The 26581-nt window shown below is 65.6% G+C and carries 23 protein-coding genes and 1 tRNA gene; 16 read left to right on the forward strand and 8 right to left on the reverse strand.

Annotation, left to right across the window (positions count from 1 at the left end; translation table 11 throughout):
* Positions 1 to 2: 2 nt before the first annotated feature.
* The 5 genes from LK540_RS20235 to LK540_RS20255 all read left to right on the forward strand — a co-directional run bounded on the left by LK540_RS20235 (position 3) and on the right by LK540_RS20255 (position 9765).
* Positions 3 to 2255 (forward strand): EAL domain-containing protein, encoded by a 2253-nt coding sequence (locus LK540_RS20235; protein WP_229439121.1) that lies wholly within the window; start codon positions 3 to 5, stop codon positions 2253 to 2255.
* Positions 2256 to 2270: 15 nt separating this feature from the next.
* Positions 2271 to 3848 (forward strand): tetratricopeptide repeat protein, encoded by a 1578-nt coding sequence (locus LK540_RS20240; RefSeq protein WP_229439122.1) that lies wholly within the window; start codon positions 2271 to 2273, stop codon positions 3846 to 3848.
* Between the two features lie 69 nt (positions 3849 to 3917).
* Positions 3918 to 6701 (forward strand): pitrilysin family protein, encoded by a 2784-nt coding sequence (locus LK540_RS20245; protein ID WP_229439123.1) that lies wholly within the window; start codon positions 3918 to 3920, stop codon positions 6699 to 6701.
* A 341-nt stretch (positions 6702 to 7042) separates the two neighbouring features.
* Positions 7043 to 8275 carry a putative DNA modification/repair radical SAM protein gene (locus LK540_RS20250; protein ID WP_229439124.1) on the forward strand — a complete coding sequence of 411 codons (1233 nt, stop codon included), beginning with the start codon at positions 7043 to 7045 and terminating at the stop codon, positions 8273 to 8275.
* On the forward strand, positions 8272 to 9765 hold the full coding sequence (locus LK540_RS20255; protein WP_229439125.1) for a UdgX family uracil-DNA binding protein: 1494 nt from the start codon (positions 8272 to 8274) through the stop codon (positions 9763 to 9765). The genes LK540_RS20250 and LK540_RS20255 overlap by 4 nt, the downstream gene beginning before the upstream one ends.
* A 177-nt stretch (positions 9766 to 9942) precedes the next feature.
* Here the strand turns inward: LK540_RS20255 and LK540_RS20260 are convergent, their stop codons facing one another.
* Both LK540_RS20260 and LK540_RS20265 read right to left on the reverse strand, forming a co-directional pair.
* Positions 9943 to 11133 carry a flagellar assembly protein FlgT gene (locus LK540_RS20260; protein ID WP_229439126.1) on the reverse strand — a complete coding sequence of 397 codons (1191 nt, stop codon included), beginning with the start codon at positions 11131 to 11133 and terminating at the stop codon, positions 9943 to 9945.
* Entirely contained in the window at positions 11120 to 11680 is a 561-nt protein-coding gene (locus LK540_RS20265; protein ID WP_229439127.1) for an LPP20 family lipoprotein, read from the reverse strand. Before LK540_RS20265 ends, LK540_RS20260 begins: the two co-directional genes overlap by 14 nt.
* A gap of 270 nt (positions 11681 to 11950) precedes the next feature.
* On the opposite strand from LK540_RS20265, the gene LK540_RS20270 reads away from it, so the two are divergent.
* The 3 genes from LK540_RS20270 (at position 11951) to LK540_RS20280 (ending at position 14377) form a co-directional block, all read left to right on the forward strand.
* Entirely contained in the window at positions 11951 to 12985 is a 1035-nt protein-coding gene (locus tag LK540_RS20270; RefSeq protein WP_229439128.1) for a TraB/GumN family protein, read from the forward strand.
* Positions 12986 to 13165: 180 nt separating this feature from the next.
* Entirely contained in the window at positions 13166 to 14248 is a 1083-nt protein-coding gene (locus tag LK540_RS20275) for a sugar-transfer associated ATP-grasp domain-containing protein (protein WP_229439129.1), read from the forward strand.
* A 55-nt stretch (positions 14249 to 14303) separates the two neighbouring features.
* Positions 14304 to 14377 (forward strand) — tRNA-Gly (locus tag LK540_RS20280).
* A gap of 14 nt (positions 14378 to 14391) precedes the next feature.
* Here the strand turns inward: LK540_RS20280 and LK540_RS20285 are convergent.
* The gene (locus tag LK540_RS20285) at positions 14392 to 14715 is read right to left on the reverse strand and encodes a hypothetical protein (protein WP_229439130.1); all 324 of its coding nucleotides are present in this window, start codon (positions 14713 to 14715) and stop codon (positions 14392 to 14394) included.
* A gap of 180 nt (positions 14716 to 14895) precedes the next feature.
* On the opposite strand from LK540_RS20285, the gene LK540_RS20290 reads away from it, so the two are divergent.
* Both LK540_RS20290 and LK540_RS20295 read left to right on the forward strand, forming a co-directional pair.
* On the forward strand, positions 14896 to 15831 hold the full coding sequence (locus LK540_RS20290; RefSeq protein WP_229439131.1) for an aldo/keto reductase: 936 nt from the start codon (positions 14896 to 14898) through the stop codon (positions 15829 to 15831).
* Positions 15832 to 15855: 24 nt separating this feature from the next.
* The gene (locus tag LK540_RS20295; RefSeq protein ID WP_229439132.1) at positions 15856 to 16560 is read left to right on the forward strand and encodes a DUF6064 family protein; all 705 of its coding nucleotides are present in this window, start codon (positions 15856 to 15858) and stop codon (positions 16558 to 16560) included.
* Here the strand turns inward: LK540_RS20295 and LK540_RS20300 are convergent.
* Positions 16550 to 17668, reverse strand: coding sequence for a succinylglutamate desuccinylase/aspartoacylase family protein (locus LK540_RS20300; RefSeq protein WP_229439133.1), 1119 nt, complete (start codon positions 17666 to 17668; stop codon positions 16550 to 16552). The genes LK540_RS20295 and LK540_RS20300 overlap by 11 nt on opposite strands.
* Before the next feature lie 205 nt (positions 17669 to 17873).
* On the opposite strand from LK540_RS20300, the gene trmB reads away from it, so the two are divergent.
* Positions 17874 to 18554, forward strand: a complete 681-nt coding sequence (trmB, locus tag LK540_RS20305; protein ID WP_229439220.1) for a tRNA (guanosine(46)-N7)-methyltransferase TrmB — start codon at positions 17874 to 17876, stop codon at positions 18552 to 18554.
* A gap of 107 nt (positions 18555 to 18661) precedes the next feature.
* Here the strand turns inward: trmB and LK540_RS20310 are convergent, their stop codons facing one another.
* The 3 genes from LK540_RS20310 to LK540_RS20320 are packed head-to-tail and all read right to left on the reverse strand — an operon-like array spanning position 18662 to position 22664.
* Positions 18662 to 19939: a sugar MFS transporter gene (locus LK540_RS20310; RefSeq protein WP_229439134.1), complete on the reverse strand. Its 1278-nt coding sequence runs from the start codon at positions 19937 to 19939 to the stop codon at positions 18662 to 18664.
* Positions 19940 to 19975: 36 nt separating this feature from the next.
* The gene (gene recQ / locus LK540_RS20315; protein WP_229439135.1) at positions 19976 to 21811 is read right to left on the reverse strand and encodes a DNA helicase RecQ; all 1836 of its coding nucleotides are present in this window, start codon (positions 21809 to 21811) and stop codon (positions 19976 to 19978) included.
* A gap of 19 nt (positions 21812 to 21830) precedes the next feature.
* The gene (locus LK540_RS20320) at positions 21831 to 22664 is read right to left on the reverse strand and encodes an undecaprenyl-diphosphate phosphatase (RefSeq protein ID WP_229439136.1); all 834 of its coding nucleotides are present in this window, start codon (positions 22662 to 22664) and stop codon (positions 21831 to 21833) included.
* A 282-nt stretch (positions 22665 to 22946) separates the two neighbouring features.
* Between LK540_RS20320 and LK540_RS20325 the strand changes: the two genes are divergently transcribed.
* Complete coding sequence (locus tag LK540_RS20325) at positions 22947 to 23342, forward strand: hypothetical protein (RefSeq protein ID WP_374041376.1); 396 nt, start codon at positions 22947 to 22949, stop codon at positions 23340 to 23342.
* 86 nt (positions 23343 to 23428) lie between these two features.
* Positions 23429 to 23656 (forward strand): hypothetical protein, encoded by a 228-nt coding sequence (locus LK540_RS20330; RefSeq protein WP_229439138.1) that lies wholly within the window; start codon positions 23429 to 23431, stop codon positions 23654 to 23656.
* A 14-nt stretch (positions 23657 to 23670) separates the two neighbouring features.
* On the opposite strand, the gene LK540_RS20335 is transcribed toward LK540_RS20330, so the two are convergent.
* Entirely contained in the window at positions 23671 to 23925 is a 255-nt protein-coding gene (locus LK540_RS20335; protein WP_229439139.1) for a YkgJ family cysteine cluster protein, read from the reverse strand.
* Between the two features lie 146 nt (positions 23926 to 24071).
* Between LK540_RS20335 and LK540_RS20340 the strand changes: the two genes are divergently transcribed.
* The 3 genes from LK540_RS20340 (at position 24072) to LK540_RS20350 (ending at position 26579) form a co-directional block, all read left to right on the forward strand.
* Positions 24072 to 24968, forward strand: coding sequence for an SDR family oxidoreductase (locus LK540_RS20340; protein ID WP_229439140.1), 897 nt, complete (start codon positions 24072 to 24074; stop codon positions 24966 to 24968).
* Between the two features lie 130 nt (positions 24969 to 25098).
* The gene (locus LK540_RS20345) at positions 25099 to 25752 is read left to right on the forward strand and encodes a TetR/AcrR family transcriptional regulator (protein ID WP_229439141.1); all 654 of its coding nucleotides are present in this window, start codon (positions 25099 to 25101) and stop codon (positions 25750 to 25752) included.
* Between the two features lie 173 nt (positions 25753 to 25925).
* Positions 25926 to 26579 carry a protein-L-isoaspartate O-methyltransferase gene (locus LK540_RS20350; RefSeq protein ID WP_229439142.1) on the forward strand — a complete coding sequence of 218 codons (654 nt, stop codon included), beginning with the start codon at positions 25926 to 25928 and terminating at the stop codon, positions 26577 to 26579.
* Positions 26580 to 26581: the final 2 nt, after the last annotated feature.

The following is a 26581-nucleotide window of genomic DNA, read 5'->3' on the forward strand; positions in this document are numbered from 1 at the left end:
CCATGTTCGGAGATGCAGAGGGCCAGGGCGGCCTAGTGGCCGGCTCAGTTACCGGCTCGGTTGCCGGCTTCGAAGTGGGCGGAGACATCCAGCTTGAACCGCGCCTGCTGCTGGTGGACGACGAGCCGCGCCTGCTGGCCTCGCTCCATGAACTGCTGCGCGGCCGCGGCTACCACCTCACCACCGCCAGCTCGGGCAGCGAGGCCATCGCCCATCTGTCCTCGCAGCGCTTCGACCTGGTGCTGCTCGATTTGCGCCTGCCCGACATCGGCGGCCACGAGATCATGGACTTCATCAACGCGCGCGGCATCGATGCCGACGTGATCGTGATGAGCGGCGAGGTCGGCATCGACGCGGCCATCGGCGCCCTGAAGCGCGGCGCCTACGACTACCTGCGCAAGCCCTACGCCCGCGAAGAACTGCTGAAGACGGTCGGCAACGCACTCGAACAGCGCCGCCTGGCGACCATGAATGCGCATATCGCCAACCAGCTGGAAAACTCGGAAAAGATGTACCGCTACCTGGTCGACAGCTCGCCGGACATCATCTACACGCTGAACCACGAAGGGCGCTTCACGTTTGTGAACGACCGCGCGTACCAGTTGCTCGGCTTCTCGCGCGATGAGCTGATCGGCAAGCATTACTCGATCCTGGTGCACGACGAAGACCTGGAGCGCGCGCGCTACGTGTTCAACGAACGCCGCGTCGACGAGCGCGCCTCGCGCAACGTCGAGCTGCGCCTGAAGTGCCGCGGCGCACGCAGCAACGCCGGCGACCGCACCTTCAACAACACCCTGATGACGATCTCGCTGAACTCGATCGGCATGCACGTGCCCGACCAGGACGTCAAGAAGCTCGAGTTCTTCGGCACCTATGGCGTAGCGCGCGACATCACCGACCGCAAGCGCGCCGAAGAGGTGATCTCCTACCAGGCCTACCACGACATCCTGACCGACCTGCCGAACCGCATCCTGTTCAAGGACCGCCTTGGATTGGCCGTGATCCAGGCCAAGCGCAAGCAGACCGAGCTCGCCGTGATGTTCATCGACCTCGACCGCTTCAAGCTGGTCAACGACACGCTCGGCCACGTGAAGGGCGACGAACTGCTGCAGCAGGCCGCGGTGCGCCTGAAGGAGTGTTTGCGCAAGGGCGACACCCTGGCGCGCCAGGGCGGCGACGAATTCACCATCGTGCTGCCGGAACTGCGCGACCGCGACGACGCGCGCATGGTGGCCGACAAGTTCCTGGAAAGTCTGCACCGCCCCTTCGACCTCGATGGCCACGAAGTGCACATCTCGGCCTCGATCGGCATCGCCATCTATCCGGGCGACGGCGAATCGATCGACGAGCTGCTGCGCCATGCCGACATCGCCATGTACCAGGTCAAGGCGCTGGGCAAGAACGGCCACAGCTTCTACCACGACTCGATGCTGGACGTGTCGCACCAGAAGATCGCGCTCGAACACGCGCTGCGCCGCGCGCTCGAGCACAACGAACTCGAGATGTATTACCAGCCCCAGCTCGACGCGACCACGGGCCGCATCGTCGGCGCGGAAGCGCTGATGCGCTGGAACCATCCGACCCGCGGTCTGCTGTCGGCCGGCGAATTCCTGCCTTTCGCCGAGGACAACGGCCTGATGCTGCCGATCTCGGACTGGATGATCGGCGCCCTGTGCCGCGACATGCTGCAGTGGAACCTGGCCAGCGGCCAGGCGGTGCGGCTCTCGCTGAACCTGTCGCCGCAATACCTGGACCGCGGCGACTTCTTCGAGAAGATGCGCGGCGCCTTGGTGCGCTACGGGATTTCGCCTAGCCAGATCGAGGTCGAGATCACCGAGAACATCTGCATCCGCAACCCGCAGTACGCGATCGAGCAGCTGAACAAGCTGTGCCAGCTGGGCGTGTCGGTGGCGATCGACGACTTCGGCACGGGCTACTCCTCGCTGTCCTACCTGCACCGCTTCCCGATCCACACGATGAAGATCGACCAGTCCTTCGTGAAAGAGATCCACGACGAGAACGGGCACTACCCGGTGATCCTGGCGATCATCTCGATCGCGCGCGGGCTCGGGCTGCATCTGATCGCCGAAGGTGTCGAGACCGAGGTGCAGGCCAACTACCTGAAGGCCAACGGCTGCGAGACCATGCAGGGCTACCTGTTCTATCGCCCGATCTCGCTGTCGAACTTCATCGGCGTGCTGCGCGCGCAGGGCGCGCCGGCAGGGCCGATTGCCGCGCGCGCCGGCCTGGCCTGACCCCCGATTCCACCGATGGATTCCGCCACCGCCCCCGCCCAGGAACGCCACACGGCCGAATTCCTGCGCGTGAAGGGGCTGGCCGAGCGCGGCGTCGCCAGCGCCCAGCACAGCCTGGGCTTCATGTACGTGAACGGCCAGGGCGTGCCCCAGGACTATGAACGGGCCGTCTCCTGGTACCGCATGGCCGCCGCCGCCGGGCTGGAACAGGCCCAGTACAACCTCGGCGTGATGTACCAGAAAGGCCAGGGCGTGGCCCAGGACCACGCGCAGGCGCTGTACTGGTATGGCTGCGCGGCCGAGCAGGGTTATGCGCCGGCCCAGTACAACCTGGGCTGGCTGTACGCCAAGGGGCAGGGCACGCCCGCCGACGTGCACAAGGCGCTGCACTGGTTCCGCCAGGCCGCCGAGCAGGGCGACGCCGGCGCCCAGCACAACCTCGGCCTGATGTACGAGGGCGGCAAGGGCATCGCCCAGGACCAGGAGGCGGCCTCGAACTGGTACCGGCGCGCGGCCGAAGGCGGCTATGCGCGCGCCCAGTTCGCGCTGGCGCTGCGCTACGACAGCGGGCAGGCAGGCCTGGGAACGGCGCGCGACCCGGCCCAGGCCCTGGCCTGGATGCGCCGCGCCGCCGACCAGGGCCATGCGCCGGCCCAGTTCAACCTCGGCCTGCGCTACGACAAGGGCCAGGACGTGGAGCAGGACAGCGCCCAGGCGCTGCACTGGTACACGCGCGCGGCCGAGCAGGATCACCTGAGTTCCCAGTTCAACCTGGCCCTGGTCCACGATAGCGGCCACGGCGTGCCGCGCAACGAAGAGGCGGCGCTGAAGTGGTACCGGCGCGCGGCCGAGGGCGGCCATGCCGGCGCCCAGGACAACCTCGGCCTGCGCTACGAACACGGCCAGGGCGTGGCGCGCGACGCCGGCCTGGCCGCGCACTGGTACCGCAAGGCGGCCGAGCAGGGCCTGCCGGCGGCGCAATACCACCTCGGCCAGCTGTTCGATGCGGGCCAGGGCGTGGAACGCGACGCCGAGCAGGCCGCCGCCTGGTTCGCGAAGGCCGCCGAGCAGGGCCACCTGCGCGCCCAGTTTGACCTCGGCCTGCGCTGCGAAGCCGGCAACGGCGTGCCGCGGGATACGGCGCGCGCCCTCGACTGGTACCGGCGCGCCGCCGCGCAAGGCTATGCGCCGGCCCAACACATGGTCGGCGCCCTGCTCGAACGCGAAGAACAGGGCGACCCGCGCGAGGCGGCCGAGTGGTACCGCAAGGCCGCCGAGGGTGGCCATGCGCTGGCCCAGTTCGCGCTGGCGCTGCGCTACGACAGCGCCCACGGCGTCGAGCGCGACTACGAAGCCGCCCACTTCTGGTACCTGTGCGCCGCGCGCCAGGGCCATGCGCGCGCCCAGTTCAACCTCGGCGTGATGGCGGCGGCGGGGCAGGGCACGCAGCGCGACCCGGTCGAGGCCTATGGCTGGCTGCACCGCGCGGCGCGCGGCGGCATCCCGGCCGCCACCCCCTACCTGAAACGCCTCGCGGCGCGCATGGCGCCGGTGCAGCTGGCCCAGGCCCAGGTGCATACCGAGGGCATGTAGAAAGCCCGCACATCCGATGCAGCGGGCATTAGAATACCGCCCACAACACACCACCGTTTTCGGAGACACATGAACAAGAAGCTTCTCGCCGCGCTGGCGCTCGCCTTTGCCGGCAGCGCGCTGCACGCACCTGCATTCGCCGCACCTTTCGCCGCATCGTCCGCAACTGCCGCCAAGGCCGCGCCCTTCGACCGCGCCGCCTACAACATCAACTATAAGAAGTTCGTGCTGCAGAACGGCCTGACCCTGATCGTGCATGAAGACCACAGCGTGCCCGTGGTCGGCGTGAACATGTGGTACCACGTCGGTTCGCGCAACGAGAAGCGCGGCAAGACCGGCTTCGCCCACCTGTTCGAGCACTTCTTCTTCAACGGTTCCGAGAACTACCCGCACGGCTTCCGCGAAGCGATGGACGACCTCGGCGCGAACAACCGCAACGGCACCACGAATACCGACCGCACCAACTTCTTCGAAGACGTGCCGGTGTCGGCGCTGGAGCGCACCCTGTTCCTGGAATCGGACCGCATGGGCTTCCTCGGCAACTACATCTCGAAAGAGATGCTCGAGCGCGAGCGCGGCGTGGTGCAGAACGAGAAGCGCCAGGGCGAGAACCAGCCGTATGGCCGCGTGCGCATGGAAGTGAGCGCCAAGATGTACCCGTACTCGCACCCGTACTCGTGGTCGACCATCGGCTACATGGAAGACCTGCAGGCGGCCTCGCTGGACGACATCAAGGAGTGGTACCGCACCTATTACGGCCCGAACAACGCGGTGATCTCGCTGGCCGGCGACATTACGCCGGAACGCGCGCTGGAACTGGTCAACAAGTACTTCGGCGCGATCCCGCCGGGCCCGCCGCTGCCGCGTACCGAGGCCTGGATCCCTACGCTCGACCGCAACATCCGCGACGAGATGGAAGACCACGTGCCGCAGGTGCGCATCTATCGCAACTGGCATGCCGCCGCGTGGAAAGACGCCGACGCCGCGCGCCTGTCGCTGCTGGGCGCCGTGCTGGCCGGCTCGAAGAGCGCGCGCCTGGACAAGCGCCTGGTCTACGACAAGGGCCTGGCCACCAGCGTCAACGCCTACCTGAACGACGCCGAACTGGCCGGCACCTTCAACCTGGTCGTCACCGTCAAGCCGGGCGTCGATCCGCTGCTGGTGGAACGCGAAGTCGACGCCATCGTCGCCGAGCTGCTGGACAAGGGCCCGACCGCCGCCGAACTGGCGCGCGTGAAAACCAGCATCCTGGCCGACTTCTCGCGCAGCGTCGAACGCCTGGGCGGCATGGGTGGACGCTCCGACGTGCTGGCCGAAAGCATGACCTACGGCGGCACCCCGGACGCCTACCTGGACCGCCTGGAACAGATGGCGAACACCACCCCGGCCGAAGTGAAAGCCGCCGGCGGGCGCTGGCTGCGCGCGAACCACTACACGATGACGGTGCGTCCGTTCGCCAAGCTGGCGGCGGCGAAATCGAGCATCGACCGCAAGCAGCTGCCTGCCTTGGGCGAGGCGCCGGACGTGAAGTTCCCGGCCCTGCAGCGCGCCCAGCTGAAGAACGGCCTGAAGGTGATCCTGGTCGAGCGCCACAGCGCGCCGATCGTCAACGCAACCCTGGCGATCGACGCCGGCGCCGCCTCGGACAGCACGGCGAAGGCCGGCGCCGCCGCGCTGACGCTGGACCTGCTCGACAAGGGCACGAAGACGCGCGACGCCTTTGCGCTGTCGGACGCGCTGGAAAGCCTGGGCGCCAACCTGTCCACCGGCACGGGGCTCGACCAGTCGCTGGTGCGCCTGCAGGCAACGTCCGCCAACCTGGCGCCGTCGCTGGCGATCATGGCCGACGCCGCGCTGGCGCCAAGCTTCCCGCAAGACCAGTTCGCCCTGCAAAAGCAGCGCCGCCTGGCCGGCATCGGCCAGGAAAAGGCCCAGCCGAACAGCCTGGCGACGCGCGTCCTGCCTGGCCTGCTGTATGGCCAGGAGCACGTGTACGGCAAGCCGGCCAGCGGCTATGAAGCAAGCGTTGCCGGCATCACGCGCGACGACCTGGCACAGTGGCACGCCACCTGGTTCAAGCCGGGCAGCGCGACCCTGGTCGTGGCCGGCGACGTCACCATGGACAAGCTGCTGCCGGCGCTGGAAGCCTCGTTCGGTAAGTGGGCCGCCGGCTCCGCACCGGCCAAGCAGGTGAATGGTGCGCCGGCTGGAGCCCCACGCAAGATCTACCTGATCGACAAGCCGGACGCGCCGCAGTCGACCATCGTCGCGGCCCAGCTGTCGCTGCCGTATGGCCAGCCGGAAGACCTGGCGATCGAGCCGGTGATGACCAACTTCGGCGGCATCGCCACCTCGCGCCTGAACCGCAACCTGCGCCTGGACAAGCACTGGAGCTACGGCACCAGCGCGCGCCTGTCGGAAGTGCGCGGCCAGCGCAGCTTCGTGACCATCGCGCCGGTGCAGACCGACAAGACGATCGAGGCAATGCGCGAAGTGCGCAAGGAAGTGCAGGGCGTGGCGGGCGAGCGTCCGCTGGTCGGCGCCGAGTACGAGAGCATCATGCGCAACATGACCTCGCGCCTGGCCGGCCGCTTCGGCACCCTGAACGCGCTCGAAGGCGCGGCGCTGGCGACTGTCAACCTGGGCCTGCCGGAAGACTACTGGGCCAACTACGCGCGCAACGTCAAGGCGCTGACGCCGGCGCAGCTGGGGCAGGCGGCCGGCAAGTTCGTCAAGCCGGAAGAGGTGACCTGGCTGGTGATCGGCGACTTGCGCAAGGTCGAGGCGGGGATTCGTTCGCTGGGCTGGGGCGAGGTGGTCGTGCTGGACCAGGACGGTAAGCCAATCCGTTAATTTTTCGTCTGGTCCTTGTAGGGTGGACTCCCGAGTCCACGCGGTATGGCACAGTTGGTCAGCCGCGGTGCTTTTTGAGGATGCATTTGCCAATGATCTTCGGAAGCAGTGCGGTATGCATGAGCACGACCGCGTGGACACAGGTGTCCACCCTACGGAACCACGTCAGCGATACGGTGCTAATGGCGTTGTGGCCGGGCTAGCGACCATGCGGTGGGGGGCAACATCTTAACGCATACCCGCACCATTTTTTCCACTCCTGTTGTACCCCAACCTCACCCGCGCGCCACGCGCAACGCGACTGGTATATACTGTACATCCATACAGCTCCACCTTTCGCGATGGAACTTACCGACAAGCTCGAAATCCTGGCCGACGCCGCCAAGTACGACGCCTCCTGCGCCAGCAGCGGCGCCCCGAAGCGTGCATCCGACAGTAGCGGCGACGGCATCGGCGCCACCACCGGCATGGGCATCTGCCACAGCTACACGCCCGACGGCCGCTGCGTCTCGCTGCTGAAGATCCTGCTCACCAACTTCTGCATCTACGACTGCCAGTACTGCGTCAACCGCCGCAGCTCGAACGTGCCGCGCGCCCGCTTCTCGGTCGAGGAAGTGGTCAAGCTCACCCACGATTTTTACCTGCGCAACTACATCGACGGCCTGTTCCTCAGCTCGGGCATCATCCAGTCGAGCGACTACACGATGGAGCAGCTGGTCGAGGTGGCGCGCCAGTTGCGTGAAGTGCACAAGTTCCGCGGCTATATCCACCTGAAAACCATCCCCGACGCCGACCCGGCGCTCATCGCCAAGGCCGGCCGCTATGCCGACCGCCTGTCGGTGAACATCGAGCTGCCCACGCACGACAGCGTCACCCGCCTGGCGCCGGAAAAGAACGTGCACACCATCAAGCTGGCGATGGGCTCGATCCGCCGCAAGCTCGACGAAAAGGCCGAGGAACCGAAGGCGCCCGCGTTCGCACCGGCTGGGCAGAGCACCCAGATGATCGTCGGCGCCGACGCCAGCGACGACCACACCATCCTGAACACGGCCGAAACCCTGTACGGCAGCTATAAACTCAAGCGCGTGTACTACTCGGCCTTCAGCCCGATCCCGCAAAGCCCGAAGAGCGTGCCGCTGGCGCCGCCGCCACTCATGCGCGAGCACCGCCTGTACCAGGCCGATTTTCTCTTGCGCGGCTATGGCTTCACGGCCGGCGAAATCATTCCGCAGTCCGGCAACCTGGCGCTCGACATCGACCCGAAACTGGCCTGGGCGCTGGCCAACCGCGAGCACTTCCCGATGGACCTGAACCGCGCCGACGCCGAAATGATCGCGCGCGTGCCCGGCATCGGCATCCGCAACGCCAAGCGCATCGTCGAGTTGCGCCGGCTGCGCCGCGTGCGCTGGGAAGACCTGTCGCGCCTGCGCTGCAGCATGAAGAAGATCGCACCCTTCGTCGTCACGGCCGACTACAAGCCGGCCCAGGGACAATCGAGCACCCACCTGCTGCTGCGCCACCTGGCCGACGCGCCCGAGCAGATGAACCTCTGGCCGGAATTGCAGGCCGCATGAGCGCGGCAGCAGCGGCGTCGGCAGTTGCGGCCGGCCAGCCGCTGCTGGTTGCCAGCTTCGCCGAATGGCGCGAAGCGGCGCGCGACTTGCTGGTCCACGCGGTGCCGCCCGAGCTGGTCACCTGGAGCCAGCCCGGCGCCGGCGATCTGTTTTCAGGTGCGCCGGCGCCGATGCCGGACGCTGCCACGCAGCATCCATCCATCAGCCTGGATCAGACACGGCCCGCGCCGCATGTGCCGCGCTCGCTGATGGACATGCTGCAGACGGCCGCCTGCTGCCGCATGCCGGACCGCTGGGCCTTCCTGTACCGCGTGATCTGGCGCTGGACGCAGGGCGAGCACGACGTGCAGTCCGCCGCCGATGCCGACGGCGGGCGCCTGCACTCGATGGTGAAGGCGGTGCACCGCGAGGAGCACGACATGCACGCCTACATCCGTTTCCGCGAACGTCCCGAAGCGGCCGGGCCGCCGCGCTTCGTCGCCTGGTTCGAGCCGCGCCACGACGTGCTGCCCCAGGTGGCCGAGCATTTCGTCAGCCGCATGGGCAAGGTCAGCTGGATGATCGCCACGCCCGACGCCAGCGTGCTATGGGACGGCGCCACCCTGCACAACACCGGTCCCCTGATGAGCAGCGCGGCCGATCTCGACGACGCCGGCGAAGCGCTCTGGCTCACCTATTACCGCAGCATCTTCAACCCGGCGCGCCTGAATACCCAGGTGATGCAAAGTCATATTCCCGCGCGTTTCTGGAAGAACCTGCCTGAAGGAGCGATTGTGCCGAACATGATTACCGATGCCGCCCTCGGCGCGCGCCGCACCGGCCAGGCCCAGGCCGTCGGCCGCAAGAGCGGCGCCACCATCCCGATTGCCCCGGCCGATGCCCAGCCCGAGCGCCAGCAGCCCTCGAAGCTCGACGAATGCCGGCGTTGCGAACTGTGGCAGTACGCCACGCAAGCCGTGCCCGGCGAAGGGCCGAAGCATTCGCCGATCATGCTGGTCGGCGAGCAGCCGGGCGACCAGGAAGACCTGGCCGGCCACGCCTTCGTAGGGCCCGCCGGCAAGCTGCTCGACAAGGTGTTCGATGCGGCCGGCGTCGAGCGGCGCGGGCTGTATCTCACGAATGCGGTGAAGCACTTCAAGTGGGAACCGCGCGGCAAGCGCCGCCTGCACAAGACCCCGGCCCAGCGCGAGGTCGAGGCGTGCCATTACTGGCTGGACAAGGAACTGGCGGCTGTGAAGCCGAAGGTGATCGTGGCGCTGGGCAGCACGGCGTTGAAGTCGGTGCTGGGGACCGGCAGCGTGACGCTGAAGGACACGCTCGGCAAACCGATCCCGCACGACGGCCGCTGGGTGGTGACCGTCTACCACCCTTCGTACATTCTGCGCGTGCCGGATGAAAACGCGAAGCAGCAGGCGTTCAAGGTGATGGTCGATGGGCTGAAGCTGGCGCAGGAGTTGCTGGAGCGGCCGCCGGAAGAACCGCCGGCCTGAGACGGGCTTGTTTTTCGTAGGGTGGACCGGGCCGCGCAAGGCACCTGTGTCCACGCGGTACGGCAGTGGCAAATCGTTGAAGGTGATCTTGCATACGACCGTGAATCAACCGGTGCTTGTTCAAACGAATGTTCGACATGCAACCGTGGCACCGCGTGGACACAGGTGTCCACCCTTCTAAGGGCTTACCGCCACATCGAAGCGCACCAGATCCCCCGCGCTGACCTGCTTCGCCGCCGACGCCGGCTCGATCCGGCCGATCGCAAACCCCGGCTGCACCTGCACGATCGCCACCGTCCCCAGCGGCGCCTCCACCGTCCCGAGCGGCACCAGCGGATCGTTGCCGTACACCTGCTGGCGCGCGTCGCTCCGGTACAGCACCAGCTGGTCGCCCGGCGTCACCGACGAGGTGCTGCCCGCATCGATGAAAATCCGCTCGCCCTGCACCTGCACCACCTTGGCCATGAAGGGCAGCGGCGCGATGTCGCGGGTGATCTGGGCAATCCCCTCGTCGAGCGCGCGCAGGATGGCGCCGCCGAAAGGCGTGGCCGCGAAGCTGGCGCTGCCGAAAGGCTTGTCGCGCCCGATGCGGCGCTCGCCGACACCCTCGGCCACCACGGTACGGCGCGCCACCAGGGCGCCGCTCAAGCCGTCGTGCACATAAAAGGCGATCTCGATGCGGCGCGCATCCTTCTTGAGCAGGCCGTAATAGGCCGGCTTGCCGAAGTTGCTGGCGTCGATGATCTCGCCCGAGATCACGAACTGGCTCTCGTACAGGGCGGCGATGCGGCGCACCGCGGCGGTGTCCGCGGCCGGCCCGGTCGTTCCCGGCGCAATCACGTAGGGGCTGTCCTTGCCGAGAAACTTACCGGTCTCGCCCATGCGGCGCAGCAGTTCCTGGGGCAGGCGGGTGGCGATATTGTCGATGTCGTCGAGCTGGGGCGAGCTGCGCACGTGGAAGGGCGTGACGACGATCTTCTTGCGGTAGGCCAGGTTGACGTTGCCGCGCGGACGCGCTTCCTCTTCCTTGACGGCCACGCGCACATGCAGCAGCTGGCCGGTCTGCCATTCGCGCACGACCTTGTAGTTGTCGAATTCGGCGCCCGGCTGGACGCGGCTGCTTTCGAGCGGCTTGCCCGCCGGCCTGGCGCCGCTGCCGGCGGCCACGTCGACCCGGGCCGCGCTGCGCAGGCCCAGCTGTTCGAGGGCGTCGCGGATCGCCAGCTGGCGCGCACGCGCGGTGCCGCCTTCGTCGATCAGGGCCACGCCTTCGGCTTCTGCCGGTGCCACCTGGGCCGGAGCGTTGAATGCCAGCAGCAGCGCCAGCAGGGCGCTGCCCAAGGAGCGGACTAGCTTATTGCTGGGCATGGTAGAACGACGCGCCGTAGGCAGCGCCGGGGCCGGCGTTGCCCACCAGGGTGCGGGCGTTCCTGGCCACTGCGGGCTGTGCGGAAGCTTGCGCCTCAGTTGGAACCTGCATCTGCGGTGCATTGGTGTCGAAATCCATCTCCACGGTGGTTTCATAGCTGCCGTCGTCGCGCGGGGCGACGTTGGTCACGCGCGCTCCACGGATGAAAGCGTCAATATACACCTTGAAACTGTCGTCCTTCAGGGCCAGCGAACCAACCGTGCTGCCGCCTTCAACGCGCACGCCGTACACCTGCTCGGCCATGGCGCGGTAGGCGTCCAGGCGCGCCGCGCGCATGGCCAGCAGCCTGCGCTGGGCCGGCGAGATGCGGTCGCATTCGCCTTGGCAAAGGGCGGTGTTGACGGCGCCATAGCCGGTGGCGGTGAGGGTGACGATGGCAGGCTGGGCCCGCTGGACGGGCGCCGGCTTGGCGGACATGGTGCGCACGGTGCCGCATGCGGTCAGCAGCGTGGTAGCGGCAAGGGCGAGAGCAACGACGAGTTTCATGACGTATCCGTAGAGTGTTCGATGCGCATTCGAGCGCGGTATCTCCATGGATAACGGACGCGCTCGCCGTATCTTGATGGCGTCAGGAAATATTTGTACCAGAATGTCGCAAAAATGCGCGATTCGTGACGGGTTTGATACCGATCCTGGTCAAATCGGCAGCGGCGAGATATTGATCATGCATATGCCTCTTGTAACATCTTGTTTCTTGCTTATATCGCTTAATCCCATGACAATGCTTTTAGTCAACTCAAAAAGAGGGATGTCACGATGTTCACACGCGCTTTATCCGCCCTGACCCTGTGTTTCCTGACCCTGCCGGCGCTGGCCCAGACCGCACCGGCGGCTGACCCTCCGACGCCTGTTGCTGATACCGCGCCGGCCGATGCTGCCGGCGAACCGCTACCGCAGACCATCCTGGTATCGGGTTCGCGTCCTGGTCCGGGACTGTGGAAGGTGTCGAAGGGCGACCACGTGATGTGGGTGTTCGGTGCCTACGATGCACTGCCCAAGAGCATCGAATGGCGCTCGAAGGATGCCGAGCGCAAGATCGCGCAGTCGCAGGAATACCTGGGTGGGCCCGGCATGGGAGTCGGGGTTGGCTGGGGCGGCATTGCTGCCTTGCCGTTCATGGTCGGCTTCAAGAAAAATCCGGACGGCGTCACGCTCAGGGACTTGTTGTCGCCCGATTTGTACGCGCGCTGGGCTCCACTGAAACAAAAATATTTCGCCAACGATGACGATATCGAGCGCGAACGCCCGGTATTCGTGGCGCAGGAACTGTACCGCCGTGCAATGGTCGAGGCCGGCCTGGCCAGGGGAACGGAGCCGCGTGAAGTGCTGGGCAAGCTGGCCAAGAAGCACAACGTCAAGTACACCGAGACCACGGTCCGGATCCAGGTGAAGGAGCCGGTCAGGACCGTACGCGAGTTCAAGAAGACCGTGATGGAAGACGTTCCTTGCCTGGCTGCGACCATGAGCAGCCTGGAAACCGACGTCGAGGCCATCCGCGTGCGCGCGAATGCCTGGGCCGTCGGCGAGCTCGACGCTATCGAAAAACTGAATTTCGACGAGCGCGAAACCGCCTGCACCAACGCTTTCCTCAGCAGCGCCATCACCAGGCTGCAACCGGAAATCCTGACTGCGAAGGCACGTTCCATGGACAACTGGATGGCTGCCGCCGAAAAGGCGCTCGAAAACAACACTAGCACCTTTTCTGTGCTGAGCATGAAGGAAGTCCTGTCGCCGCAAGGCGCACTGGCGAAATTGAAGGCAAAAGGCTATACGGTCGAGAAGCCGAACTGAGCGGCTTCACGAGAAGAAGGCGGGGGCTGGGCGGGCCAGTGCGGCCTGCCAGCCGCGCGCACGCCTGCCGTGCACTGAAATTATTGCTATTGCGATATGATTGCTGTCGCTGCGACATGGTTCCGTAACAATCGAGCCAGTGCATCCACAGAATAATCAGTGTAAACAAAAGGCCAGAGCATGAAGTTATCCCGCGTCGCCGAGACGATCTCGAATTACGCGCGCGCCGAAATGTACGCGTTGTCCTCGATCCGCAAGCTGTCGGACGTGCACCTGATCTGGGGGCCGCTGTATGCGCGCTCGGCCTACGGCATCGGCGCCAAGGATTTTTCGCTGTACCGCCTGGCCAGCACGCCGAAGCATGCCTGGTCCGATTACCTGATCAACGAGCCGCTCAAAGCCAAGTACGCGGCTATCACCTCGAAGGAAGCGCGCCTGATCGCCGACGACAAGTCGCGTTTCTTCGCGCACTGCCATGCACACGGCATCCGCACCATCCCGATCCTGGCGCTGGTCACTAGCCAGCCTGCAAATGGCGGCATCATTCCGCACCTGAACTCGGCCGCGGAACTGGCGCGCGTGCTGGTGCCCGGCGACTACTTCTTTAAGCCGAGCAATGGTTCGCACGGGAACGGCACTTTCTCGCTGCGCATCGAGGGCAATACCCTGCACTGGCTGGGCCGCAGCGGCTCGTTCGAGGATTTTTTCAAGCACTGCCAGGCCGCGCTCCAGTTCACGCGCGCACTGATCGTGCAGCCGAAGATGGTGAATCACCAGACCATCCGCAACATCACGCAGGCCAAGGGCCTGTCGACGGTGCGCATCGTTACGGTGCGCAAGGAAAGCGAGATCAAGGTGATCGGTTCCTGCCTGCGCATTATCGTTGGCGACAGCGAGACCGACAATTTCACGCATGGGTCGAGCGGCAACCTGGTCGGCGCCATCGATTCCGAGACTGGCGAACTGATCGGCGTGCGCTGCTCGATCTCGCGCACCTGGCCGAAGATGACCGACGTGCTGGCTCACCCGCGCACTGGCAAGACCATCGTCGGCCTGAGGCTGCCGCACTGGCAGGACGTGGTCGAACTGGTGACCCGCGCCCACCACTCGATCGACAGTCTGTACACGGTGGGCTGGGACGTGGCGATTACCGATGACGGCCCGGTGATCGTGGAAGCGAACTGGCGTTACGACATCGACATCCTGCAGGTGGCCTACAAGAAGGGCTACCGCCAGGTGATTGCCGAGAACATGACGTTCTGAGGTTTTGGCTGCAAAGTTGTCAACGCGCCGCAAACACGCGTAGAATGCTGGCAACGCGGGTGTAGTTCAATGGTAGAACGGCAGCTTCCCAAGCTTCATACGAGGGTTCGATTCCCTTCACCCGCTCCAAATCTGCTTCTCCCTTATCGTGCCGCCTTCTGGCGCAGCCAATCCGTGCTGCGGTGAAAACCGCTGCCCGCCGGACCAAAAAACACGCCGCTCGGCAATCCCTGCAATGCACACCGTGAGCGCGGCAGCGCCATGCTGGCATCGTGCTTGCCGCCTTCCATGGCGAAGGTGATGCGCGGATGGCTGCCGGCAATCGTCAGCAACTGCCGCTGGCGCGGCGCCGGGAGACCGGGGCCGGGCACATCCGGGCTGGCCGCCACGCGCGGCTGGTCGGCGAGCGACTTGCCTTTGAAACGTATCCTGAGCATCAACGACTGTGGGAGAGAAGTAGTTTCCATGCGAAAGCCTTGATCGGTAAGGGGCGCGGGCACGCCGATGATTGTGTTTTTTATATTCTAGTGGAGTCGGCAGCATGAGGCCGCCCGCCTCGGCCCAAGCGTGCGCCCCTTGAGCGCGCCGGGGAACTGTGATGACATGGGGGCTCTGCTGGTCCATACCGATCCTTGCCGGAGCGATCCATGTCATTGCCGTCCATCGAGCGCAGGCGCATCCTGACAGCCTCGCTGCAAGCCATGCTTGCCGCCGGCGGCTGCGCGTTCGCTCCACCCTTGCTGGCGCAGCAGCAGTCGCCCATCCTCACGCGCCCGATCCCGTCGTCCGGCGAACAGCTCCCCGTGGTCGGCCTCGGCAGCTGGATCACCTTCAATGTCGGCGACGACGCCCAGGCGCGCGCCGCCTGCACCGAAGTGGTAAAAGCCTTTTTCGCCGGCGGCGGGCGCCTGATCGATTCGTCCCCCATGTACGGCTCGGCCCAGTCGGTGATTGGCGACGCGCTCGCACGCCTGCAGTATCCGCAGGCGCTATTCTCCGCCGACAAGGTCTGGACCGGCAGCGGCGGTGCGGCCCAGATCGAGACCTCGCGCAAGCTGTGGCGCATCCCGCGCTTCGACCTGTTGCAAGTGCATAATTTGCTGGCCGTCGATGCTCACCTGCCGCTGCTGCTGCGCATGAAGGCGACCAAGCGCCTGCGCTACGCCGGCATCACCACGTCCGAGGGGCGGCGCCACGGCGAGATCGTCAAATTGATGGAAAGCCAGCCGCTCGACTTCGTGCAAGTCAGCTACAACGTGCTCGACCGTGAAGTGGAGAACCGCATCCTGCCGCTGGCGCGCGAGCGCCGCATTGCCGTGATCGTCAACCGGCCCTTCCGCCAGGGCGAGCTGACGCAAGCGCTGACCGGCAAGCCGCTGCCCGGCTGGGCGGCCGAGATCGGCTGCACGACCTGGGCGCAGGTGCTGCTCAAGTTCATCGTCTCGCACCCGGACGTCACCTGCGCCATTCCCGCCACCTCGAACCCGCGCCATGCAAGCGAGAACATGCTGGCCGCGCGCGGGCCGATGCCAGACCAGAACCTGCGCCGGCGTATCGTCGCCGACGTCAAGAAACTAACGTAAAGAAACTGATGCGAGAAAACTGACATGAGCGAGTGGTGGACCTATACCCTGTCGGACCTGCTGATGTTCTCGAAGCCGACGTATTTCCGCCTGTTCGCCCTGCTGAACGAGGCGGTATGGCCGGCGCACCTGGTGGCGCTGCTGGCCGGGCTGGCGCTGGTGGCGGCCATCGTGCGCGGCGCCGGCAAGGCCGGGCGTTTGGCGGCGGCGCTGCTGGCGCTGTGCTGGATCTGGGTAGCCTGGACCTACCACGCCCAGCGCTATGCCGGCATCAACCTGGCAGCGCCATACTTTGCGATGGGCTTCGCGCTGCAAACCGTGCTGCTGTGCTGGCTCGCCACGCGGCGGCGGGCGCCGGCCATCGCCTCCTGGCGCGGGCCGTTGGGCGGCCTGGCGTTTGCGCTGGTGCTGGCGGCGCTGCTGGTCTATCCGCTGTTTGCCGTGTTCGATGGGCGCGGCTGGCAACAGGCCGAGGTCTTCGGCATCGCGCCCGACCCCACGGTGGCGGCCACCCTCGGCATGCTGCTGCTGTGGCGCGCGCCGTGGTTTTTGTGGGGCGTGCCGCTGCTGTGGTGCGCAGTCAGCGGCGCCACCCTGATGGAACTGCGCTCGCCGCAGGCCTGGGCCTTGCCGGCCGCCGGCCTGCTGGCGCTGGCGGCGATGCTGGTTGCACGCCTGCGCATGCGGCCCTTGCCGCGCCAGCATCAGCACACCTCGTCTATTGGCTGAGCAGGCTGCCGGTGCGGTAACCCGTTTCGCCGGCGATCTTGCAAACGTGCATGCCGCGCAGCAGGTGGCGGTGGGAGGTGCTGGCAAAGAAGACGCCGGCGCGCGTCGGCTTCACCGGCGTGACCTTGCCCGTGACCGGGTTGACGATCTCGGCCACGGTTTCATCGGCTTGCACCCGGTCGCCCAGCTTTTTCAGGAACACCAGCACGCCCGAGTGCGGCGCGGCCAGGGGTTCCACGGCGTCGAGCGGGGTCGGCTTGCAGATTGCCTGCGGCAGGGGTTCGACTGGAATATCGAGCACGCCGGCGCGCGCCAAATATTGCAGCAGGGCTTGCGCGTCCGGCTGGGCCAGGTCGTAGCGCACATCGTTTTCGCCGCGCAGCTCGACGGTGATCGCCACGCAGGCCGGCGGAATCGCCACTTCCGGCCCGAAGTGCTCGGCCAGGTCCCACCACAGGCGGCTGCAGGCTTCGTCGAAAGGCTCGCCGCCCGACTCGCGCGCCAGCAGCACGGCGTGGGCGCCCATCAGCGCCGCCAGCGGCTGGGCCGCCTCGGCCAGCGGTTCGCCGGCGTACATGTGCAGCACCGATTCGTTATCGCAATGCAGGTCGAGCATGATGTCGGCATCGATGGCCATCGACAGCAGGGCTTTCTTCAGCACGCCGCCGGCGGTCGATGGCGCCCATTCGGCCAGCGAGCTGCGCGCGTGTTCGCGGATCAGGGCGACGTTCTTCTCGGCATCCTGGCCCAGCTTGCCTTCCAGGGACAGCTTCAGGTCTTGCGCCACGTGTTTATAGGCGCGGTTGAAGTTCACGCCGGTCGACAGATCGTAGCGGCCGAAGGGCGTGCCGTGGATGGTCTGCGACAGGCCGATCGGGTTGGCTGCCGGCACCAGGATGATTTCGCCCTTGAGGCGGCCTTCGGCTTCCAGGCGGTCGAGCTCCTGGCGCAGGAAATGGGCGACCAGCATGGCCGGCACTTCGTCGGCATGCAGCGAGGCCTGGATATAGACCTTCTTGCCGCTGCCCGGCTGGCCGTAGTGGAAGGAAGTGAGCTGGAAAGTGGCGACGTTGTCTTCGATCGCGATCGGGTGTTTGGTCGAATGCATCATGGCCTCGGCAGGTGCTGGAAGGAGGAAATATTATCGCGCAAATTGTCTTTATGACCACGCTCTAATGTGGCGTAGCAACAGCTGTGTGGCATGGTTACAGCGGTAATGATGCCGGGAGGGTAGGCTATAATGTCGCCGTTCTATCCTCCTACTCCATATTCCCATGTCCGAAGAAAAGCCAAGCAACGGCCCAGCCCGTACGATGCTGTACGACCCTACCGAACACCGCATCCGCAGTTTCGTCACGCGCGCCGGCAGGCTGTCGACGGGCCAGGCGCGCGCCTTTGAGGAATTTGGGCCGCAATTCCTGGTCGAGTACAAGAAGGAGCTGCTCGACTACGAAGCCGCCTTCGGCCGCAAGGCGCCGGTCATCCTGGAAATCGGCTTCGGCATGGGCGACACCACGGCGCACATCGCGCGCCTGATGCCCGAGAAGGATTTCATCGGCGTGGAAGTGCACACGCCGGGCGTGGGCAGTTTGCTCAAGCAGATCGGCGAGCAGTCGATCACGAACCTGCGCCTGGTCCAGCACGACGTGTTCGAAGTGCTGAACCACATGATCCCGGACGGCTCGCTGGCCGGCGTGCATGTGTTCTTCCCCGACCCCTGGCACAAGGCGCGCCACAACAAGCGCCGCCTGATCCAGGCGCCGTTCGTCAAATTGCTGTGCCAGAAGCTGGAAACCGGTGGCTACATTCACCTGGCGACCGACTGGGAAGATTACGCGGTGCAGATGCTGGAGGTGCTGGGCGCCGAAGAGCAGCTGGCGAATACCGCCGAGGGCTATGCGCCGCAGCCGGCCTACCGGCCGCTGACCAAGTTCGAGAACCGTGGCCTGAAGCTCGGCCATGGTGTGTGGGATTTGGTGTTTACGAAGAAGTAGGGTGGGCGGCTATGCCGTCCACGCGTTCAACGGACGGCTGCATTTCGCATTCGTGTGATGCACACCATGTTTGAACGCGTGGACGGGAAACCCGTCCACGCTACCGATCAAGCGGCGCGTGGACGCCGCGCAAAAATCCCGAAGCACAGGATGATGGCGTAGCAGATGGCCGGCACGGCCAGCGCCATCTTCAATCCCACCAGGTCGGCCGCGTGCCCGGTAATCAGGGGCACGATCGCGCCGCCGACGATCGCCACGCAGATCAGGCCCGAGCCTTCCGCCGCGCGCTCGCCCAGCCCTTCGCTGGCCAGCGAGAAGATGGTCGGGAACATGATCGAATTGAACAGCCCCACCGCCAGCAGCGACCAGCCCGACACCAGTCCGGTCGTATTCGCCGACACCAGCAGCAACAGGATCGTCGCACCCGCCGCGCAGGCCAGCACCTTCCCCGGCGAGAACATGCGCAGCAGGGCCGCGCCGATGAAGCGGCCGACCATCGCGCCGCCCCAGTACAGCGGCACGTGCTTGCCCGCCGCCTCCGCACCCAGCCCCAGCACGTTGGACTCCATCAGGTAGTTCACGATCACCGAGCCGACCGCCACTTCCGCGCCCACGTACAGGAAGATGCAGGCCGCGCCGAAGGCAAAGCGCGGCTGCTTCAAGAGTTCGAAGGCCTTCAGGATGCTCACCTGCGGCGCCGGCGTCTCCACCAGCTTGGTGCGGTTGTGCCAGACCAGGGCCGCCACGATCACCAGCGCCACCGCCAGGCCGATATAGGTCTGCACCACCACCCGCGTTTCCTCGGCGCGGTAGGCGTCGAGCGCGGCGCCGCTCAGGGTACTTGCATCCACCGTCGCCAGCGAGCCAAGGATCAGGATCGCGCCGACATACGGAAACACCGTGGTGCCGAGCGAATTGAAAGCCTGGGCAAAGGTCAGGCGGCTGTGCGCCGTCTGCGGCGCGCCGAGCAGGGAAATGAGCGGATTGGCCACCACCTGCACCACCGTGATGCCCGAGGCCAGCACGAACAGCGCGATCAGGAAAGTGGCGAACACGCCCGACGAGGAGGCCGGAATGAACAGCAGGCAGCCCGCCGTCATGGTCAAGAGGCCCACCACGGCGGTGCGCATGTAGCCGATGCGGCGCACGATGGCGGCGGCCGGGATCGAGACGATGAAGTAGGCGGCGAAGAAGGCCGACTGCACCAGCATCGCCTGCGCATAGCTGAGCGTGAACAAGTCCTTCAGCTTGGGGATGATGACGTCGTTCAGGCTGGTGATGCCGCCGAAGATGAAGAACAGCGCGAAGACGAAGGTCTGCAGGCTGGCGGCATTCGCCGGGACTGCATGGGCAGGGGAGGCGGCGGTAGAGGATTCGATGTGCATGAACTTGAACCGTATGAATCGTGCCGCGCCAAAGGGCTACAGCATCTCGTTGATGATACCGACGATGTCGTCGCCGTAGGAAACCAGTTTTTTCTCGCCGACGCCGGACACGCCGCGCAGTTCCTGCAGCGAGGTCGGCTTGACCTTGGCGATCTCGCGCAGGGTGGCATCCTGGAACACCACGTAGGCCGGCACGCCGTGCTCGCGCGCCGCGCCCATGCGCCAGGAACGCAGGCGGTCGAAAATCGCCTGCTCGGACTTCGACAGCTCCAGCTCCTCGTAGCCCTTGGACGACGCAAAGCTGCGTTTCGGCTTGACCGGCTTCTGGTACTGGCGCAGCTGCACCTTCTGCCCGCCCTTGAGCACCGGACGGGCGGCGTCGGTGAGTTTCAATGAACTGTAGGCGTCGTGGTCGACCGTCAGCAGGCCGAGCGCGATGGTCTGGCGCACGATGGCGCGCCATTCCTGTTCGCTGCGGTCGCTGCCGATGCCGTACACCGACAGCGCATCGTGGTGCCACTGGCTGATGCGGTCGGTCTGCACGCCGCGCAGCACGTCGATCACGTGGCCGGCGGCGAAGCGCTGGTCGACGCGGTAGATGGCCGACAGCAGCTTCTGCACCGGCACCGTCGCGTCGAAACTCACCGGCGGAATCAGGCAGGTATCGCAGTTGCCGCAGGGGCCGGACTTTTCGCCGAAATAGTCGAGCAGGCGCATGCGCCGGCACGACAGGGTCTCGCACAAACCGAGCATGGCGTCGAGCTTCACCGACAGCACGCGCTTGAAGGTTTCGTCGGCTTCGGATTCGTCGATCATCCGGCGCTGGAGCACCACGTCCTGCAAGCCGTAGGCCATCCAGGCGCTGGCCGGTGCGCCGTCGCGGCCGGCGCGTCCCGTCTCCTGGTAATAGCCCTCGATACTCTTCGGCAGGTCCAGGTGGCAGACGAAGCGCACGTCCGGCTTGTCGATGCCCATGCCGAAGGCGATCGTCGCCACCATCACGATGTTCTCTTCGCGCAGGAAGCGCGCCTGGTTCCCGGCGCGCACGCTGTGCTCCATGCCCGCATGGTAGGCCATGGCGCGGATGCCGTTCTCATTCAGGAACTCGGCGGTCTCCTCGACCTTTTTACGCGACAGGCAGTACACGATGCCCGAGTCGCCCGGGTGCTCGGCGCTGATGAAGTCGATCAGCTGCTTGCGGCCATTGGTCTTTTCGACGATGGCGTAGCGGATGTTCGGGCGGTCGAACGAGGACACGAACTGGCGCGCTTCGTCGAGCTGCAGGCGGTGCGCGATCTCGGCGCGGGTCTGCTGGTCGGCCGTTGCCGTAAGGGCGATGCGCGGCACCTCGGGGAAGCGCTCGTGCAGGATCGACAGGCGGATGTACTCGGGCCGGAAGTCGTGGCCCCATTGCGACACGCAGTGCGCTTCGTCGATGGCGAACAGCGAAATGCGCGAATCGGCGAACAGGTCGAGGCAGCGCTGGGTCATCAGGCGTTCGGGCGCCACGTAGACCAGGTCGATCTCGCCGGTGCGCACCAGGCGCTCGATGCGCAGGGTTTCCTCGAAGGTTTGCGTCGAATTCAGGAAGGCGGCGCGCACGCCGACTTCTTCCAGCGCGTCGACCTGGTCCTGCATCAGCGCGATCAGCGGCGAGACGACCACGCCCACGCCGTCGCGCAGCAGGGCCGGGATCTGGTAGCACAGCGACTTGCCGCCGCCGGTCGGCATCAGGACCAGGGCGTCGCCCCCATCGGCCACATGCTGGACGATGTCGGCCTGGTTCCCGCGGAACGCAGGGTAGCCGAAGACGGTCTGCAATACGTGCAGTGCGCGCGCTTCGGTGTCCTGGGCGTCGATCTCGGTGTTCATGATAAAAAGTTTCCTGGCTTTATTCCGCCCAGTCCACCAGGCCGTAGTGCGCGGTGACGAGGACGATCACGCCGAATACGATACGGTACCAGGCGAAGATCGTGAAGTCGTGCGTGCTGATGTAGCGCAGCAGCCAGCGCACGCACAGGAAGGCCGAGACGAAGGCGGCAAGGCCGCCGATGCCGAACATCGGCAGGTCGCTCATCGACAGCAGCGCGCGTTCCTTGTAGACCGAATACACGGTGGCCGACAGCAGGGTCGGGATCGCCAGGAAGAACGAGAATTCGGTGGCCGCCTTGCGCGACAGGCCGAACAGCATGCCGCCGATGATGGTGGCGCCCGAGCGGCTAGTGCCCGGGATCAGGGCGAATGCCTGGGCGCAGCCGACCTTCAGCGCGTCGAGCACGGTCATGTCGTCCACGGTCTCGATGCGCGCGGCTTTCGGCAGGTTCTTGTGGCGGCGCTCGACCCAGAGGATGACAAAGGCGCCGACGATGAAGGCCATCGCCACCGGCACCGGCTTGAACAGCTCGGCCTTGATGGCGCTGGCGAAGACCAGGCCGAGGAGGGCGGCCGGCAGGAAGGCCACGATCAAATTGATCACGAACTTCTGCTGGCGGCGCTCGCTGAACAGGCCGTTGCACACGCGGGCGATGCGCGCGCGGTATTCCCAGATCACGGCCAGCATGGCGCCGGCCTGGATCGCGATTTCGAAGACCTTCACTTTCTCGCCCGTGAAATCGAGCAGGCTGCCGGCGAGGATCAGGTGGCCGGTCGAGGAAATCGGCAGGAACTCGGTGAAGCCCTCGACCAGGCCCATGATGATCGCCTTGACGGCGAGAAGAATATCCATGAAGGTGTGCGTGTGATGAGTGGGAGGAAAGTAAAGGCGCGGATGAAGCGGAGGCGACCCACAAGGCGTCGAAGCTTACCACGGACCGGGCCGTTGCCGCTGAGTTGGCCACAACGGCCGGGGATATTTTACGACGCGCATGTTGCCTGTTTGTTACCGGAAATTGCTCGCTCTGCAAGCCTGGTACAGACGCGCGCAATTGTGAACAGGATGTGCGCCACGCCGGTTTGATCGTGCTAGACTGGTCCGCATGAGTAACGCTGCCGTTTTCAAATGAGCATATTGGCGATCCTCGTCCTGCTGGCCGTTGCATGGTCGGCACTGACATTCGGTCAACTGCCCAACCCCTTGCTTACCCGTACCAGCCAGGGCCGTTCATGGCGCCGCGCCTTTCCGCGGGCGTCGAACAGGCAAATCCGCGAATTCCTCTCCGTCTTCACCTCGGCCTTCGATTTCCGCGATGTCGACATGCTGAAGTTCCGTCCCGACGATCAATTGATCGGCATTTGCCGTGCCCTGCACCCGTCGAAATGGGCCGCCGATGCCGCCGAGTTCGACACCTTCGCGCGCGACCTGCGCACCCGCTTCGGCGTCGTGCTCGAAGACATCTGGGACGAAGGCCTGACGCTGGGCGCCTTGTTCTCGCATATCCAGCAGGCGCGTCCGGCGTCGCGCTGAAGCGGGGCGCAGCCCGCGCCACCCGCCGCGCAGCATATTTACACGGCGGGTCTTGAACTGCCATTGCCAGTGCTCATCTATTGGCAATGATGAAACAAAAGCTCAACTGGAAGCGTCCGCTCTTCTACCTGCTGCTGCCGGTGTTTTTCATCATGGTCTTTCTCGGCTTCCCGATCCCGGTGGCGCCACCGCCGGCCACCAAGCCCGGGCAAGAAATTTCCACCACGGTCAAGAAGAAGAAAAAGGCGCGCCTGCTGATGCCGGGCGAAACCGATACCGACGCTGATGCCGGCGCCGACGACGGCAAGCAATAAGCTATCAACCAGGTTCAGGGCGCCGTCGCCCGCTCGAGTTCATCCAGCCACATCATCGCCTGCTCGCGGCTGTTGCCGCACATCTCCAGCGAAGGCTGCAGGCCGGCGCACACGGCCGGCCGTCCCGGCTGCCCAAAAATACGGCAGCGGTTGTCGTCGGCCAGCTGCACGCAGCGCACGCCGGCCGGCTTACCGTGCGGCATGCCGGGTATTGGACTGCTGATCGAAGGGGCGGTGCAGCAGGCACCGCAATGGTCGCGGCAATTCATGGATTCAAGGAACAGGCGCCCGGCATGCGCCCGGCAGCCGGCAAGTATAACGCGCCGGCGCAGCCCCTGGACAGCAATGCTTGGCGGGCGCTGCGTTGTTGATGTTCCTGCTATGGTTGGTGCACCACATCACCGGAGCACCGCAGATGGCCAGTTCGCTGAAACCCCTAGCCCAGCAAGTGATGGTCATTACCGGCGCCTCCAGCGGTATCGGCCTGGCCACCGCGCAAGACGCCGGCCGGCGCGGCGCCAAACTGGTGCTGGCCGCGCGCAGCGGCGACGTGCTGGCGGCGGTCGTCGAGGGCTTGCGCGCCGGCGGCGTCGAGGCCATCCACGTGGTGGCCGACGTGTCCGACCGGGCCCAGGTGGACGCGGTGGCGCAGGCGGCGATCGAGCGCTTCGGGCGCATCGACACCTGGGCCAACGTGGCCGGCAGCACCATCTACGGGCGCCTGGAGGAAGTGAACGAGGCCGACAGCCGGCGCCTGTTCGACGTCAATTTCTGGGGCATCGTGAACGGTTCGCTGGCGGCGCTACCGCACTTGCGCCTGACCGGTGGCGCCCTGATCAACGTCGGCAGCGAAGCGTCGGAAGTGGCGATTCCCCTGCAGGGCATGTACACGGCCACCAAGCACGCGGTGAAGGGTTTCACCGATGCCTTGCGCATCGAGGTCGAGCAGGTCGATGGCGCGGCGGTGTCGATCACCCTGATCCAGCCGACCGCGGTCGACACGCCGCTGCCCCAGCACGCGCGCAATTACATGGCGCATGAGCCGAAGCTGCCTTCGCCCCAGATCGATCCGCACCAGGTGGCAGAGGCGATCCTGGACGCGGCGACGGCGCCGGCGCGCAACATGAAGGTCGGCGCGATGGCCAGCCTCGATGTGGCCGTGGAAAAATTCCTGCCGGGCGTGGCCGACGTGATGGCGGCCTTCCAGGTGCCGCGCCAGCAGACCGGCCAGCCGGCGCAAACCCGCGAGGGCGCGCTCTACCGGGCCGGTGCGGAAGGGCGTATTTATGGTTGCGGCAAAGGCAAGGGCTAGACCCTGGCATGCGGCGCGTGTGCCGCTCAACACGGGCCGGATGGGCTGCCACGGCAGGCGCATGCGCGCTTGACTGGCCTCCCACCCGGGACTATATTCGATGACTCTTTGAAAGTTGTCGGACAGAAGCATGGAATGCCCACTTGACACCAAGCCGCGCTGGGAGCGCCGCAAGGATGCTCGTCCGCAGGAGTTGCTGGCGGCGGCCATCGACCTATTCGTCGAGCGCGGCTTTGCCGCCACCCGGCTGGAGGACGTCGCCCGCCGCGCCGGTGTATCGAAGGGCACCTTGTACCTCTACTTCGAGAACAAGGAAGAACTGTTCAAGGCCGTGGTGCGCAACAGCATCGTGCCGGTGATCGGCCAGGCCGAATCCTCGGTCGCCGAATTCGAAGGCCACAGCGCCGAACTGCTGCGCAAGGTATTGATGGACTGGTGGGACCGGGTCGGCGCGAGCAAGGTCTCCGGCATCGTCAAGCTGGTCATGGCCGAAGCGAATAACTTTCCCGAACTGGCCAGGTTCTACCAGATCGAGGTCATCAACCGCGGCACGCGCATGATTTCCAGCATGCTCGAGCGCGGCATCGCCCGCGGCGAATTCCGCGCGATCAATGTCACCCAAACAACGCAAGTGCTGATGGCGCCCATGCTGATGCTGGTCACCTGGAAGCATTCGGTCGGCCCCTGCGAGCGCGGCGACCTCGAACCGCTGGCTTTCCTCGATTCCTTCCTCGACATGGCGCTGCACGGCCTGCTGCCTCCGGCCGCTCCGGCGGCGGCGTGAACGGTCGAGCGCAATACCGTCCTCTTCAGGACGCCTTTTTCGGGCGTTCATTCCCTGTAAACTGCAGACTGTCGCAATTTCACGCGATCTCGATGCCATCCCGATAAGATGTGCGTCCTGAGGCAGTTCAACGATAAAATATCGGATTATTTCTTTTACCACTGAGTATCAAGATGAATATCGAACAAGCCCGCTTCAACATGATCGAACAGCAGATCCGTCCCTGGAACGTGCTGGACCAGGACGTCCTCGACCTGCTGCACGTGGTCAAGCGCGAACAGTTCGTGCCAGAGGCGTACCAGAACCTGGCCTTCGCCGACGTCGAGATCCCGCTGCCGGGCGGCGCGGCAATGTTCAATCCGAAAGTCGAAGCGCGCATCCTGCAGGAACTGAAGCTGCAAAAAAACGAAACCGTGCTGGAAGTTGGCGCCGGGTCCGGCTACATGGCGGCGCTGATGGCGCACCGGGCGCGCCAGGTCACCACCGTTGAGCTGTCGCCGGAAATCAAGGCGCTGGCCGAGCAGAACCTGAAAAAGGCCGGCGTCGATAACGTCACCGTGGTCGAAGGCAATGCCGCCGCCGGCTGGGACAAGGGCGCGCCGTTCGACGTGATCGTCATCTCGGGCGGCCTGGAAAGCCTGCCGGAAGCCTTCCTAAAGCAGGTCAAGGTCGGTGGCCGCATTGCCGCCATCGTCGGCCAGGCGCCGGCCATGTCTTGCGAGATCGTGACCCGCGTATCGGAAACCGGCTACGACACGGTCAAGCTGTTCGAGACCAACGCCAGGCCGCTGGCCGGCGCGCCGGTTGCCTCGCGCTTCACGTTCTGACA

The sequence above is a fragment of the Massilia sp. IC2-278 genome, from assembly GCF_020708045.1.
Lineage (GTDB): Bacteria > Pseudomonadota > Gammaproteobacteria > Burkholderiales > Burkholderiaceae_D > Telluria.

Bases quoted from the DNA above. Each gene is read 5' to 3' on its own strand.
- LK540_RS20235 (WP_229439121.1), top strand. From the start codon at position 3: ATGTTCGGAGATGCAGAGGGCCAGGGCGGCCTAGTGGCCGGCTCAGTT.
- LK540_RS20240 (WP_229439122.1), top strand. From the start codon at position 2,271: ATGGATTCCGCCACCGCCCCCGCCCAGGAACGCCACACGGCCGAATTC.
- LK540_RS20245 (WP_229439123.1), top strand. From the start codon at position 3,918: ATGAACAAGAAGCTTCTCGCCGCGCTGGCGCTCGCCTTTGCCGGCAGC.
- LK540_RS20250 (WP_229439124.1), top strand. From the start codon at position 7,043: ATGGAACTTACCGACAAGCTCGAAATCCTGGCCGACGCCGCCAAGTAC.
- LK540_RS20255 (WP_229439125.1), top strand. From the start codon at position 8,272: ATGAGCGCGGCAGCAGCGGCGTCGGCAGTTGCGGCCGGCCAGCCGCTG.
- LK540_RS20260 (WP_229439126.1), bottom strand. From the start codon at position 11,133: ATGCCCAGCAATAAGCTAGTCCGCTCCTTGGGCAGCGCCCTGCTGGCG.
- LK540_RS20265 (WP_229439127.1), bottom strand. From the start codon at position 11,680: ATGAAACTCGTCGTTGCTCTCGCCCTTGCCGCTACCACGCTGCTGACC.
- LK540_RS20270 (WP_229439128.1), top strand. From the start codon at position 11,951: ATGTTCACACGCGCTTTATCCGCCCTGACCCTGTGTTTCCTGACCCTG.
- LK540_RS20275 (WP_229439129.1), top strand. From the start codon at position 13,166: ATGAAGTTATCCCGCGTCGCCGAGACGATCTCGAATTACGCGCGCGCC.
- LK540_RS20285 (WP_229439130.1), bottom strand. From the start codon at position 14,715: ATGGAAACTACTTCTCTCCCACAGTCGTTGATGCTCAGGATACGTTTC.
- LK540_RS20290 (WP_229439131.1), top strand. From the start codon at position 14,896: ATGTCATTGCCGTCCATCGAGCGCAGGCGCATCCTGACAGCCTCGCTG.
- LK540_RS20295 (WP_229439132.1), top strand. From the start codon at position 15,856: ATGAGCGAGTGGTGGACCTATACCCTGTCGGACCTGCTGATGTTCTCG.
- LK540_RS20300 (WP_229439133.1), bottom strand. From the start codon at position 17,668: ATGCATTCGACCAAACACCCGATCGCGATCGAAGACAACGTCGCCACT.
- trmB (WP_229439220.1), top strand. From the start codon at position 17,874: ATGCTGTACGACCCTACCGAACACCGCATCCGCAGTTTCGTCACGCGC.
- LK540_RS20310 (WP_229439134.1), bottom strand. From the start codon at position 19,939: ATGCACATCGAATCCTCTACCGCCGCCTCCCCTGCCCATGCAGTCCCG.
- recQ (WP_229439135.1), bottom strand. From the start codon at position 21,811: ATGAACACCGAGATCGACGCCCAGGACACCGAAGCGCGCGCACTGCAC.
- LK540_RS20320 (WP_229439136.1), bottom strand. From the start codon at position 22,664: ATGGATATTCTTCTCGCCGTCAAGGCGATCATCATGGGCCTGGTCGAG.
- LK540_RS20330 (WP_229439138.1), top strand. From the start codon at position 23,429: ATGATGAAACAAAAGCTCAACTGGAAGCGTCCGCTCTTCTACCTGCTG.
- LK540_RS20335 (WP_229439139.1), bottom strand. From the start codon at position 23,925: ATGAATTGCCGCGACCATTGCGGTGCCTGCTGCACCGCCCCTTCGATC.
- LK540_RS20340 (WP_229439140.1), top strand. From the start codon at position 24,072: ATGGCCAGTTCGCTGAAACCCCTAGCCCAGCAAGTGATGGTCATTACC.
- LK540_RS20345 (WP_229439141.1), top strand. From the start codon at position 25,099: ATGGAATGCCCACTTGACACCAAGCCGCGCTGGGAGCGCCGCAAGGAT.
- LK540_RS20350 (WP_229439142.1), top strand. From the start codon at position 25,926: ATGAATATCGAACAAGCCCGCTTCAACATGATCGAACAGCAGATCCGT.